Below are 13,067 nucleotides of genomic sequence, written 5' to 3' on the forward strand. Positions count from 1 at the left end.
GAAGCTATGGATTTTACACTGGAAGATCCAAGCGGTTTGAAATTGCATTTTCCGGTAAATCCGACAGAAGTAAACATTCGCCGGGATAAAAGCTTTGAAACAATCACGATTATTCAAGGTGGGGAACTGGATGTGCCACAAGGTGTGAAGGTGAAGGAAATTGCCTTCTCTTCCTTTTTCCCATCGCAATATGACGCTAGTTACTGTAAGTACCAGCCATTGCCCAATCCGCAAACCGCGATGAATCAGCTGAATACATGGATGGAGAAGCGCGAGCCGCTCCGCTTGATCATTACGGGTACGGATGTGAATGTGCTTGTCATGCTGTCGGCCCATAATAGCAGCTTCAAGGGGGGCGAGCCGGGAGATGTATACTTCGATGTGACCTTTCGTACTTGGCGGGATTACAAAGTGAGGACGCTGGCGGAACGCAGTGGTGCTTCTGATGGAGAGGCACGACCTGACATTAAGCCTGTCTCGGCTACTTACACGGTCAAGTCAGGAGATTCTTTGTGGGCGATTGCGAAAATGAATCTAGGTTCCGGCAGCCGTTGGCGGGATATCTATGAAATGAATCGTGCGTTAATCGGCGATAACCCCGATGTTATCCAAGTCGGACAAGAGTTGGTGATGCCCTGATGGATTGGAGCGGCGGATCTTACGATATTTGGCTGGATGAGCAATATGCTTTGCGGGATTTGATTTATGAAATGACTTTGGAAGAAGCGCTCGATGAAATTTCTTATCGGGCGCAGGCGACACTCGTGGTGACGCCGGATTTCCCTGGGATGAAGCCTGGGCAAGCGGTTCGTGTGATAGGTATGCCCTATGGCGGGGGAGAGCAGGTGGATTTGCTGCATCCAGCCGTTGTGTGGCAGTGCGAAAACAGCTATGAGCGAATGGATCGGCTAACGGTGACGATGTATGATCGCACGATTTATTTGGCCAAGTCCGAAGATGAGTATGTGTTTCCTGGCGGAATGACGGCGAATGAGCGCATACGCAGGTATGCAGAAGATTGGAACATCCCGCTTGGGAATTTGCCGGACACAGGTATCAAGCTTGCCAAAGCGATGTACCGCTCCGACACCATGTACGCGATGATCATGAAGGATCTCAAGGAAACGGCCAAGAAGGGCGGTCCAATGTATCGTCCAAGGATGACAATCAACGGGCTGGAGCTTGTGGAAATTGGCAGTAACGCAACGGTATGGTCCTTGGAGCCGAGTGAGAATGTGATGAACATTATGCAGAAAAGGACGCTCGAAGGGGCTGTTACCAAAGTGAAAGTGCTCGGCACGAAATCAGCAGGAGATGATGCTGCGGCACAGGTGTTGGTGGTAGAAGAAGGGGATATTGCTGAGCTAGGCACGTTGCAAAAAATCGTCCAAGACAGCAGTTTTCAATCCGTAACCGAGGCCAAAGAGGCAGCGCATGCGTTGCTCATGGGTGTACAAGAGACGATTAGCGTTACTTCGCTGGATATTAACACCATTCGTGCTGGAGATAAGGTGGATTTGGCAGGAAGCGGGATGGAGCTTATTGCGATGTCGGTCAGACATGAGTTAGGAGATCCTGGCAAAATGGTGCTGGAGCTAGGCAGCTCCGAGCTCGTCAGAAGGAGGTATTACATGAATGAATCCGTATAACAAGCTGGCTTCCCTATTGGATAATCGGATGTCTGGGCATGCCGCTTCAGCGGTTTCTGGTTTACACGCGGAACTGGGTACGATGACGGCCGGCGGGCTGAAGCTGGATCGTTTTAAACATGAAATTGCTGATTATTATGTAGCCGATTGGATGGCCAAGCTTCATTTGCCTAGCTTCTCGCTGACGGGCACGGTTTCAGGGTTGAATAGCGGTGGTGTTCCCGTAGCGGGGCAAGCAACGTTTGCTTTTGCTGAGGCAGGTGTCGAGGATGTGCGAATGGAGTTTCAGCATGGCTTGAAGCCCGGTGACCGTGTGCTGGCGATTCCGATTGATGACGGCAACGATGCCGTGATTTTGTGTAAGGTGGTGAAATAGATGCCGAGTTTATTTCCGTTGGTGGGAGCGAGTTCTGGGTCGGGATTAGGAGCAAGAACAGGAACAGGAGCCATTTTGGCTTCGGGCAAAAAGGGGCCGATCTCCTTCGGACGCAGTCCGAAGTTTGACCATTCCGTGGGCGAGTTCGTAACGACTCCGACGGGTAAAATCGCGGAATGCGAGGGCACCGACGCATGGCTGGAATGGTGCCAAAAAGCGCTGCGTTCGCGGCGCTACACACATTTGGTATATTCCCGTGCCTATGGCCAGGAGTACGACGATTTAATTGCGCGGCATTTGTCCCGTCAGGCGAACGAAATGGAGATTTTACGTATGACGACGGAGACCTTGAAGGTCGACCCGCGTACGGCGGATGTGCGTCATTTTACATTTGAGTGGGAAAAAGATCAGTGCTCGTTTCAATGCGAAATTGTGAATGTGCGAGGCGAGCAAAAGAACCTAAAAGGAAGTGTGGTGATCAGTTAATATGGCAAATTTACCCGATTATTTGGTAGAACAGACCGAGGAAGAGATCCGGAGCCGGATGTTAAACAGCTTGCCTTCCGATTTGGACAAGTCAGAAGGTTCCTATATCTGGGATGCATTGGCCCCTGCTTCGATAGAGTTAGCGCTTGCGGCTCTGCAGTCGCAGGAGGTTCTGCGGAGAGGATTTGCGGGTACTACATTTGGACCATATCTAGACTTGCGTTGTGCGGAGCGGGGAGTTACTCGCAAAGAAGCGATGAAGGCTGTCGGTCAAATGAAGTTCACAGGTGTTGTCGGGACGGTCGTCCCTCAAGGAACGCGTATTGGTACATTGGCGGATACCGTTCAAGGGACGTCGTCGGTGATGTTTGAGACACTGGATGCGGCAGTTGTAGATAGCTCAGGATTTGTGATGGTGTCGGTATCGGCAGTGGATGGTGGTTCTAAAGGCAATGTGCCGAGCGGGGCGGTTACTCTTTTGGTAACGCCAATCGTAGGCATAACGAGTGTGACGAATACTGTGCCAATGACAAATGGAGCGGACGTAGAGAAAGATGACTCACTGCTCAATCGTTATTACGCCAAAGTTCGTTCCCCTGGAACAAGTGGGAATAAGGCCGACTATCTGAACTGGGCGCTCGATGTGGCGGGGGTGGGTGCTGCGCAGGTGCTGCCGTTGTGGCAGGGTCCTGGTACTGTCAAGGTCGTCATCATCGGCACGGATAAAAGAAGTGTTTCTGCTTCTGTCGTCACAGCCGTGCAACAGTACATCTACACTACTCCACCATTGGTGGGAAAGGCTCCTATTGGAGCAGTTGTAACTGTCGTGGCGGCTACCGAAGTCGCAATCGGCATTCAGGCTGTGCTTACATTAAACGGATCAAGAACGTTGACACAGGTGAAAAATGATTTCACCGTGGCCGTTCGCGCCTATTTATCCGAACTGGCGTTCTCGAGTGATCCAGCAGTCCGCTATGTGCGCATTGGCTCATTATTGTTGGACACGCCGGGCGTGCAGGATTACGCGAACTTGCAGATCAATGGCGGCAGCTCTAACATCACGATCAACGTGGGGCAAGTTGCCGTTACTGGGGTGGTGTCGCTCGTATGACGCAAGTAACTTCACTAAGTGGCAACCGCATGCTGGGTTACTTGCCCGATTACTACGAGACATCGCGTGTTATGGGCTCTATCCTGCAAGCCCAGGGGGCTGAGGTCGATCAACTGCGTGTCTCCTTGGAGGAGACATTGGGGCAGTTTTTCGTCAGCTCCGCGACGTGGGGGCTGGACGCGTGGGAAGCCGAGCTCGGCATCGCGTCAGTGCAGGGCAAGCCCGACGATCAGCGACGGTCGGTGATCAACGCCAAGCTGCGCGGTGTCGGCACCGTCACCGTGGATTTGATTAAGAGCGTGGCCGAGGCCTATGACCGCGGCGCAGTGGAGGTTACGCAGCAGCCGGCATCGTATCAGTTTACAGTGCGGTTCGTGGATACGTTGGGGACGCCGCCGAACATTAATGATCTGAAGGCTGCAATTGAAGATATCAAACCTGCCCATTTAAACGTTGTTTATTCCTTCCGTTACCTAATGCTTTCAGATATTGAGACACTGACAATTTCACAAATTGAATCAACAATGCTCGACAAAATCGCATGGGGGTGATTCGATGCCGAATCCAAAGACAAGTAACTTACAGCTAAATAAGATTGATCGCAGTTCGCCTTCAACAACTGCGTTTAACACTAAGCCGATCATTGATGACAATATGGACATTCTGGATGTGGCGGTAGCTGCGAAAGCTCCATTAAACAATCCTACTTTTACAGGCTTGGTTACATTACCAGCAGACCCGACTGCAGCGTTGCATGCAGTGACGAAGCAGTATGTGGATGCGCAGGTGGCTTTAGCTAAGACATACGCGCCATAGAAACGAGGTGATTAGATAAAATGGGTGTTTATAATAAGGCTTCTATAGCGGTTAATAACGCGAACACTTATCATACGGCAGTTGTCATGACTGATAACGGTTATATGTGGTCAGCACTTTGGAACAACAGTAATCCAAGAATTATGAGGTCAACGGATAACGGGCTCACATGGACGATGTATTACCAACTTGCCGCTGAATATTCATGGTATTACAGGATAGCATTAGGAGCCAAAGGAAATAAATTATTTTGGTTCTTCTCAGAAGGTGGGCTTATTAACTTCCTTAGTTTTGATACAACGGTAGTGCCGCAGGGATTATACGGGTATAACGTTTACAAGTTTAATAGTCAAGCGGGAATGCGATATTTTCAGATAGGTGATGATAACCCAGCGCCCCTTTCTATTTATATAACGAGTACAGACCAAATTGCAGTAAGTTACCAACGGAAAAACGGAACCGATCAATACATGATTAAGTTTTTTGATGGCGCACTAACTAAAGAACATGCTGGTACAGGTAGCGGAACTAATTACCCTGTAGTGGGTTGGGCTGAATACGGTGGATATTTAATAGCACATGGGGCTTCAAATGGATTATATAAATATTTATATTCTTCGACAGCAGTTACAACCACAAGTTTTACGTCATGGGCAGGAAGTGTAAATCTTAATATAAATGCCGTAGCATTAGCGCATCCGAACGGATATTTGTACATAGTTGGTTGTGCGGGATTAAATCAACCGTTATACATTGCAAGGACGACAAACTTGACGAATATAGAGCAGTACGACACCGCTACAGGTACTTGGAGGTTTTCAAGTACAGTATTGACAGCAGTATCGGCTATAACTGGTGCTCAAATTCAATCCAGATTGATGCCAAGCGGTAAATTGGGCGTATATTCTTATAATTCCAGTTCAAAAATATTAATTTTGTCTGAGTTTGATTTAACAAATCCAAACGCATCTCCTGTTATTACGAATGTGCTAACAGGTGTAACGGCAACCACTACTTATCCTGTCTTAGCTAACGGTACAACTGCAACACAACCTTCAGCTTCAGCGGGTACGATTTCAAAATTTGCGGGCATAACTTATGCTGAAGATGGTTCGCCATATAACATTTATGCTATTACGTCTATGCTTAATACCGCACCTAATGCACCAACAATAACAAGCGGATCAATATACAATACTTCAACCCCAACGTTTACATGGACGTTTAGCGACCCAGACTCAGGAGATACACAAACGGCATACTGGATTGATATTTACAACGCGGCAGGGGACACAATTGTAAGACAATCAGCGGGGTTCATATCAACAACGGTAGGTTCTGGAACACATTCAGGTACGGCGCTTCCAGATGGTACGTATCAAGTGGCGATATATGTACGAGATAGTTCTAGTGTTCAGTCAGCACCATCTACTAAAGCTTTCACTATCGACACTATAGCACCTACAATGACAAGCGTTTCGGTGCAGCAATACACAACAGGCACGGCAGCACGAATATGGGCATATGGTGTAACGGATTCGAGAATAGGCATAGGGACGGTATATACCAATATTAAAAAGCCAGACGGCTCAGTGTACCTCAATAGCGTTGTAATGACCAAGAACGGTGCTACGAATGACTATTACTATGATTTCGCAGCATTAACTATCGAAGGAAATTGGTTGTTTGATTGTTATTGCGTAGATGGCGCAGGAAATTTTCAGGTCGGCGGATTAACGGCGAAGGTTCATAAAGACACAATCGCCCCAACAACCCCCACACAAACAAACGGCATACTTTACGCAACGTCAAACGGCGTATCCTGGTCCGCCTTTAGCGACGGCGCTGCAAGCTCCGGAAGAAACACAACAACGCTTCATTTGCAAAGCTTCAACGGAAGCACTTGGAATAACGTAGCGGGGTTCCCTTTATCCGTAGGTGCAGTTTCCAGCTACAACTTCACGGGACTTATACCTGCTACGCAATACCGCTGGGGTGTCGTCTTTACAGATAACGCTAGCAATGCGAATGTGTTAAACTACACGACGTTTACTACGAATTCCTATGCTATATCGACAATCCTAAACCTAGCATCCACTGGTTATCTATTGAATCAGAAGCCTAAGATTAAATTCTCAGTAACCGATGCGAACAACGCGACGTTAACAAATTTTCAAATACAAGTAAGCACGGTTAATACGTTTGCTTCAACAGTAGTAGATACAACTTCAGGAGCGAACGCATTAGGCTGGGGAGCAACTTCTCTCTCTACTGGTACTACGAACAGTTACACACCACAGAGTAATTTTGGAACGGGGACTTTTTATGTAAGAACTCGGGCGTACGATGGGATTGAGTGGGGAACTTGGAGCACGACTGTCAGCTTTACCATTAATGCAACCACATGGCCAACAACAATAGCAGATACCCACACGGCCATAAGCAAAAGAACAATCGATAGCATTCGAATTGCTGTCAATAATGTTCGACAGGCTCGAGGGTTGGCCACAATCAACTGGACAGATGTAACAATTAATGATTGGAATAGTCCAAGTAGGACGGCTATTCGGGCTGTTCATCTTACGGAATTACGGCAAGCCATAGGGGATATTTATATCTCCCAAGGACTTAGTGTTCCTACCTGGACAGATACGACGATAGTATCCTCTTCAACACAGCGTAAGGGGAAACATTGGAGTGAACTAAGATCTAATATAATTGGTATTTAGGTGGGTCCAGGGACCCAACCAATCCCTCAAGAAAGGAGCAAAAACGCATGAACCAAATCTGTTTTAACCTGATTACAGCTGTTCTCGGAGCAATAGCGACTTACACCTTCGGTGGGTGGAGTGAACTTATTAGTCTCTTCCTCATGGCGATACTCGTCGATTATGTGACTGGCATTGCGGCTTCGATCAAAGAGCAGCAGGGCCTCAACAGTCAAGTTGGTTATTGGGGTCTGGCACGCAAAGGACTGATGCTGCTTGTCATTATGCTGGCACATCGCATGGATATTCTCTTGGATACGGACCTGATGATGACAGGCGCGATCTATTTTTACTTAGCGAATGAGTTTATTTCTATTACTGAAAATTATGGGCGTTTAGGTCTGCCTCTTCCTGTCTTTTTGAAGCAAATGATTCAAGTATTGCGAAGCAAAGGGGAAGGGCTATGAGCAATGAAACTTTTATTAAGCAAATTGCGCCTGCCGCACAAGCAAATATGCTGGCATTTGGTATTTTAGCTAGTGTGACTATCGCACAGGCCATTCTGGAAAGTGGTTGGGGGCGGTATGCCCCGGGCAATAATTTATTTGGGATCAAAGGAAGCGGGCAACAGCAGACTACGCAGGAATTCATTAATGGCAAGTGGCTGCAAATTGTAGATGGGTTCCGTGTATACGATAGCTGGAGCGAAAGTATTCGCGATCACTCTATCCTACTCGCAAGTAATTCAAGGTATGCCATGGTACGAAATGAGCAGGACTATCGGAGAGCTAGTCGGGGACTGCAGCTAGCAGGGTATGCAACAGATCCACTTTATGCTGACAAGTTAATTCGAATTATTGAGGGAAGTGATCTGACACGTTTTGATCAAGTTGAAGAAGAAAGGGAGTATATGATGAGTTCGGATGATGCTAATAAAATTATTAACTTTTTATCTGCGGCTTGGACGTGCACAGATAATGTCGAAGCTAGAGAAGAGTTCCACCGGCTAGCCAATGAGCTCCGTAAAGTGTCAGGCCAGATGTGAACCAAACCACCTTACCGTACAATTTAAAAAGAACACCACCACTTCCATTTACGGAAAGAACGGTGTTCTATTTTCTATTTTAGTAAGTTCTACACCGCACTCGCAATATGATCCTCAATATACTGCTCCAGCTTAATCCGCACATACGGCGGCAAGCCGGACAGCATACAACCATAGCGGAAGCTGCGTCCTTCGGTCACGATGCGAATGACACGACCCGTAATCGGTGGTAATCCAGCTTCCTGAGGGAAGTGGATGACGACGAACATATCCGGCGCAAGCAGCACATCGGTTGTGATCTGCAGTCCGCTTTCGGATAAATCGAAGAGAGTTCCGTCAATATTTTGCCCGGAAAAAGAGCCTTCTTGCTCCCATTGGTAAATGGACAATTTCAAGTTAATATCCAGCTGAACCCGTGTATTCTTGCGACGTTCGCGACCCGAGAGCGGGGAAGCGGCTTTCACCGGTTCCGTAACAACAGGTGCACTAGGATTAACAACATCTTGTCCCATCCATTCCTCGTAGCACTTAATGACAGCGCTAAGATCTTCTTCACCTAAGCCTTTACTTAGGCCGATCTGGAACAGATTGGTAGCAGACTGCAGCATGGGCGTCGGTAATTGGAACTTACTCGTTATTTCTTGCGCGAGCAGCAAATCTTTCAGCATCAGCTTCAAGGAGAATTGATTGCTGAAATCGCGATCGAGAATTTTATCGCCTTTGAGCTCAACTTGCTTGCTATTGGCTCCGCCTGAGCGGACGATTTCTAAGAATTGGCTAGGGTGAATCCCAGCTTTCGTGGCAATTGACAGGCCTTCGGCAAGTCCCGCAAGATTAATCCCGACCATCGTATTATGAGCGAGCTTGGCATAAGAGCCAGAACCGCTCGGTCCTAGGTAAAGGGCTTTGCTGCCAAGTACGTGGAACAATTCTTGCTGCTCCTCGAATACTTCCTGGCTGCCGCCAACCATGAACGTAAGCGTACCTGCTTCAGCAGCGGGCTTCGTACCTGTAACAGGCGCGTCGAGGAAGTCGACGAAATGCGCTGCGAGCTCTTCCGCGAGCTTTTGACTTGTTTGGGGAGATACGGTGCTGGTGTCAATAATCGTGAGTGCCGGGTGAATACCGCTCAGAATACCTTGCTCACTGTAAAATGTTTCGAGAAGCGCAGCATCATTGCTGAGCATTGTAAATAAGACATCTGAGCTGCGAGCGACTTCAGCAGGTGTGAGGCCAACCTCAGCCCCCATTTGCTCAAGCTCGTCCGCTTTGCCAGCTGTACGATTATACACAGTTACCATAAAACCTTTTTGAATAAGGTTAGCAGCCATGGGCCTACCCATTGTGCCAAGTCCAATAAAGCCGATACGTTTCATGTCCTCACCTCTGACTTCATTTTAGCATGGGAATTAATACCTGTGAATTCCTTTCTCGCTTGCTTTTAGACAAGCAAATAAGTATGCTAGGAAAAGGTGAAAAATAGAGATGGAGGCGAACCTATTGAGTAAAAAATTACAATTTGATTACAGCAAGGCATTATCCTTTCTATCCCAGCATGAGGTCGATTATTTGTCGGCTCAAGTGGAGCTAGCCCATGATCAGCTTCATAACAAAACAGGCGCAGGCTCTGATTATTTGGGGTGGGTAGATCTTCCAGAGAACTACAACCGTGAGGAGTTTGCCCGCATTCAAGCGTCCGCGAAGCAAATTCAATCGGATTCCGACGTGCTTGTCGTGATCGGTATTGGTGGTTCCTACCTAGGTGCGCGTGCTGCGCTAGAAATGTTGTCTCATTCTTTTTATAATATTTTGCCAAAAGATAAACGTAAAACACCTGAGATTTATTTCGTAGGAAATAACATCTCTTCTACATATGTCACGCACTTGCTTCAATTGCTTGAAGGCAAAGATTTCTCCGTGAACGTGATCTCCAAATCCGGTACAACGACTGAGCCAGCGATTGCTTTCCGTATTTTCCGCGAATTATTGGAGAAGAAATACGGTAAGGAAGCCGCTCGCAAACGTATCTACGCAACAACGGATCAAGAGAAGGGCGCGCTCAAAACTTTAGCAACAGCAGAAGGCTACGAAACGTTCGTTATTCCAGATGATGTTGGTGGACGCTACTCCGTGCTAACCGCAGTTGGATTGCTTCCTATTGCGACAGCTGGCATTGACGTTGAAGCAATCATGAAAGGTGCGGCAGATGCGCAGCAAGAATTCTCCAATCCGAAGTTGAGCGAAAACCAAGCCTACCAATATGCAGCTGTTCGTAACTCCTTGTATCGTAAAGGTAAAACGATTGAGATCCTCGTGAACTATGAGCCATCCCTACATTTCGTTTCGGAGTGGTGGAAGCAATTGTTCGGTGAAAGCGAAGGGAAGGACTACAAAGGGATTTATCCTGCTTCCGTAGACTTTTCAACGGATCTTCACTCCATGGGACAGTTCGTTCAAGATGGTAATCGGATTTTGTTCGAAACGGTTATCCAAGTTGACCAAGTGGCTGATCATATCACGATCGGTACAGATAGCGATGATCTGGATGGTCTGAATTTCCTTAGCGGCAAAACGATGGATTTCGTGAACAAGAAGGCATTCCAAGGCACGATGCTTGCGCACACGGACGGTCAAGTACCGAACCTGATCGTAACATTGCCGGATATGACGCCTTACTCTTTCGGATACATGGTCTATTTCTTTGAAAAAGCATGCGGCATCAGCGGCTATTTGATGGGTGTGAATCCGTTCGATCAACCGGGTGTTGAAGCGTACAAAAAGAACATGTTTGCCCTCTTAGGCAAGCCTGGTTATGAGAAAGAAAAAGCCGAGCTTGAGGCTCGTTTGCAGCAATAATGTTCAACTTAAACAAAAAGCGATCAATCCTATCGGATAGGTCGTTTTTTTGCACCTATTTTTCCATTATTTGTGTGGTAAATTTTCTTTCTATATTGTCGAAGTCCAAGCATGTGTGTAGAATATAATGAAACAGTTGTTTCCTTCTATCGAGAAAGGTTGGCTATGCTAGCACATTATCGCACAATCCATTCGTATGGTTCGTCTGAGATTATCATCAAGAAGTCACGTTTCATCGGTCATGCTAAACCCGTAGAGTCAGAAGAAGAAGCAATCCAGTTTATTGAAGCGATCAAGAAGGAACACAGAGCGGCGACGCATAATTGCAGTGCGTATATCATTGGTGAGCGGGATCAAATCCAGAAGCAATCCGATGATGGAGAACCCAGCGGTACCGCAGGGAAGCCGATTCTGGAAGTGATGAAGCATCAAGGGCTCAAGAATACCGTTGTCGTAGTTACTCGTTATTTTGGTGGCATCATGTTAGGTGCTGGCGGACTTATTCGCGCTTATACGGATGGGGCTGTGGCAGGCATAGAAGCAGGAAAGCCGATTTATAAAGTAAATCATCAGCTCGTGCTGATTGAAGTCGATTATACATGGTATGGCAAACTGGAAAATGAACTGAGAAATCAAGGGATGCTGTTAGGGGATATTGGGTTCACAGACAAAGTAACCGTTCCTTGTTATCCTTTAGCGGCTGAAGCGGAAGCATTCATGAATTGGGCAACTGATGTTACACAAGGTCAAAGCTTGATCGTCGCGGGTGAGAACGAATATATCGTTCACGAGAGCTTGCCTGAATAGGCAGGCTCCCAGGAGACCCAACAAATTTCATATGAGCTGAGGATGCGGAGGGATAGGAATGGCTAGGAAAGCAGTCGCGCAAGAGCTTAGCAGAGAACGAATTCTTACAGAGGCGCGGGAATTATTCGCTACTTTCGGCTATCGCGCTTTAACGATGCGAAGCATTGCTAAAGCAATGGGGTACAGTCATGGTGCGTTATATTACCATTTTAATGAAAAAGCTGAGTTATTTTATGCACTAATTAAAGACGATTTCGCCTTACTGCTGCAGAGTCAGCGGGAAATGATTGTTCGTGAGCATGGGTTTAGCGTGAATTTGCTTCAAAAGTTAATGATGGAATTCGTCTGGTTTGGTTTAAGTAATCCGAATCACTACGAAATGATGTTTATGATTAACGAGCCAGAACTACAGCAGTACTCGCGTACCGAACAGGCTCAGTGCTTGGACATGTTTGCCATTGTGATTCGTGAAGTGATGGTAGATCAGCCAGGAGCTGAGAGTCGGAAGTTTACACTTCCGTGGAATTTGTTTATGTCTTTACATGGCTTTATTTCCTATTGTATTCAGTTTAAGCTATCATACGAGGATGCACGTAGATTGGCTGACGAGCATATTCGCCTTATCTGTGTTAGTCTGGATGTCGATTCAGCTGAATTGCAACGTCCGCTAGTCAAAATGGTTGGGCCGAATGTACTTAAATCAATCGTGATATAGAAGAAATAAGGAAGCGAGACGTTCTGTCTTTGCTTCTTTTTTGCATAATGAGACAAACTGTATTTTACATTACCCTGTATGTGCTTTAAAATGATGAAAAGACAGCGATGGAAGGATGATTACATTGGATTTGAATACATGGTCGGAAGCGAACGTTGAATTTATGTTTGAAGGTATTACGAGAAAGCTGCGCATGGCAACAGGAGGATCCATTAAAGCCTCCAACGTGAAAGAAGAAATGTATGAGGATTTGAAGGATCTTTATGATATGGTCACAAGCAAGGATCGTTTCAGCATTAGCGAGATTGATGCGATTACAACCGAGCTTGGGAAAATTCGCAAAGCCTAGTAGATAAAACTCACCCGATAAGTCTGCCGCTTTTCTGACCTTGTGTTGGAGGAGCGGTTTTTTGTTGGGGTATCACAATTTCCTACTACCTCACACTACTCCACTTTTCCAACATTCTGCTCTTTATCCTCACTACTCTCCTATTCCCC

Annotated in this window: 15 protein-coding genes; 14 read left to right on the plus strand and 1 reads right to left on the minus strand. The window is 46.8% G+C overall.

Translation table 11 applies throughout. The features are described 5' to 3' along the window. Positions 1-6: 6 nt before the first annotated feature. The 10 genes from GC096_RS14505 to GC096_RS14550 are packed head-to-tail and all read left to right on the plus strand — an operon-like array spanning position 7 to position 8,191. The gene (locus GC096_RS14505) at positions 7-639 is read left to right on the plus strand and encodes a LysM peptidoglycan-binding domain-containing protein (protein WP_171631233.1); all 633 of its coding nucleotides are present in this window, start codon (positions 7-9) and stop codon (positions 637-639) included. After that, entirely contained in the window at positions 639-1,649 is a 1,011-nt protein-coding gene (locus GC096_RS14510; protein ID WP_171631138.1) for an XkdQ/YqbQ family protein, read from the plus strand. Before GC096_RS14505 ends, GC096_RS14510 begins: the two co-directional genes overlap by 1 nt. Then, positions 1,636-2,025, plus strand: coding sequence for a hypothetical protein (locus tag GC096_RS14515; protein ID WP_171631139.1), 390 nt, complete (start codon positions 1,636-1,638; stop codon positions 2,023-2,025). Before GC096_RS14510 ends, GC096_RS14515 begins: the two co-directional genes overlap by 14 nt. Then, on the plus strand, positions 2,026-2,511 hold the full coding sequence (locus tag GC096_RS14520; RefSeq protein ID WP_171631141.1) for a DUF2634 domain-containing protein: 486 nt from the start codon (positions 2,026-2,028) through the stop codon (positions 2,509-2,511). It abuts the gene before it with no gap. A gap of 1 nt (position 2,512) precedes the next feature. Then, the gene (locus GC096_RS14525) at positions 2,513-3,622 is read left to right on the plus strand and encodes a baseplate J/gp47 family protein (protein ID WP_171631142.1); all 1,110 of its coding nucleotides are present in this window, start codon (positions 2,513-2,515) and stop codon (positions 3,620-3,622) included. After that, a complete protein-coding gene (locus GC096_RS14530) occupies positions 3,619-4,173 on the plus strand; it encodes a putative phage tail protein (RefSeq protein WP_171631144.1) in 555 nt (184 codons plus the stop codon). The genes GC096_RS14525 and GC096_RS14530 overlap by 4 nt, the downstream gene beginning before the upstream one ends. Positions 4,174-4,177: 4 nt before the next feature. Next, positions 4,178-4,438 (plus strand): hypothetical protein, encoded by a 261-nt coding sequence (locus tag GC096_RS14535; RefSeq protein ID WP_171631145.1) that lies wholly within the window; start codon positions 4,178-4,180, stop codon positions 4,436-4,438. 20 nt (positions 4,439-4,458) lie between these two features. Then, complete coding sequence (locus GC096_RS14540; protein WP_171631146.1) at positions 4,459-7,167, plus strand: hypothetical protein; 2,709 nt, start codon at positions 4,459-4,461, stop codon at positions 7,165-7,167. A gap of 47 nt (positions 7,168-7,214) precedes the next feature. Then, on the plus strand, positions 7,215-7,613 hold the full coding sequence (locus GC096_RS14545; protein WP_171631148.1) for a phage holin family protein: 399 nt from the start codon (positions 7,215-7,217) through the stop codon (positions 7,611-7,613). Beyond that, positions 7,610-8,191 (plus strand): glycoside hydrolase family 73 protein, encoded by a 582-nt coding sequence (locus GC096_RS14550; RefSeq protein ID WP_171631149.1) that lies wholly within the window; start codon positions 7,610-7,612, stop codon positions 8,189-8,191. Before GC096_RS14545 ends, GC096_RS14550 begins: the two co-directional genes overlap by 4 nt. Before the next feature lie 89 nt (positions 8,192-8,280). Here the strand turns inward: GC096_RS14550 and GC096_RS14555 are convergent, their stop codons facing one another. Further along, complete coding sequence (locus tag GC096_RS14555) at positions 8,281-9,567, minus strand: NAD(P)-binding domain-containing protein (RefSeq protein WP_171631151.1); 1,287 nt, start codon at positions 9,565-9,567, stop codon at positions 8,281-8,283. A 124-nt stretch (positions 9,568-9,691) separates the two neighbouring features. On the opposite strand from GC096_RS14555, the gene GC096_RS14560 reads away from it, so the two are divergent. The 4 genes from GC096_RS14560 (at position 9,692) to GC096_RS14575 (ending at position 12,918) form a co-directional block, all read left to right on the plus strand. After that, positions 9,692-11,047 (plus strand): glucose-6-phosphate isomerase, encoded by a 1,356-nt coding sequence (locus GC096_RS14560; protein WP_056609606.1) that lies wholly within the window; start codon positions 9,692-9,694, stop codon positions 11,045-11,047. Between the two features lie 165 nt (positions 11,048-11,212). Then, the gene (locus GC096_RS14565; RefSeq protein WP_056609032.1) at positions 11,213-11,854 is read left to right on the plus strand and encodes a YigZ family protein; all 642 of its coding nucleotides are present in this window, start codon (positions 11,213-11,215) and stop codon (positions 11,852-11,854) included. 58 nt (positions 11,855-11,912) lie between these two features. Next, positions 11,913-12,569, plus strand: coding sequence for a TetR/AcrR family transcriptional regulator (locus GC096_RS14570; RefSeq protein WP_171631152.1), 657 nt, complete (start codon positions 11,913-11,915; stop codon positions 12,567-12,569). A gap of 115 nt (positions 12,570-12,684) precedes the next feature. Then, entirely contained in the window at positions 12,685-12,918 is a 234-nt protein-coding gene (locus GC096_RS14575) for a DUF1128 domain-containing protein (protein ID WP_376769501.1), read from the plus strand. Positions 12,919-13,067 lie beyond the last annotated feature (149 nt).

The organism is Paenibacillus plantarum (assembly GCF_013141695.1).
Taxonomy (GTDB): Bacteria; Bacillota; Bacilli; order Paenibacillales; family NBRC-103111; genus Paenibacillus_E; species Paenibacillus_E plantarum.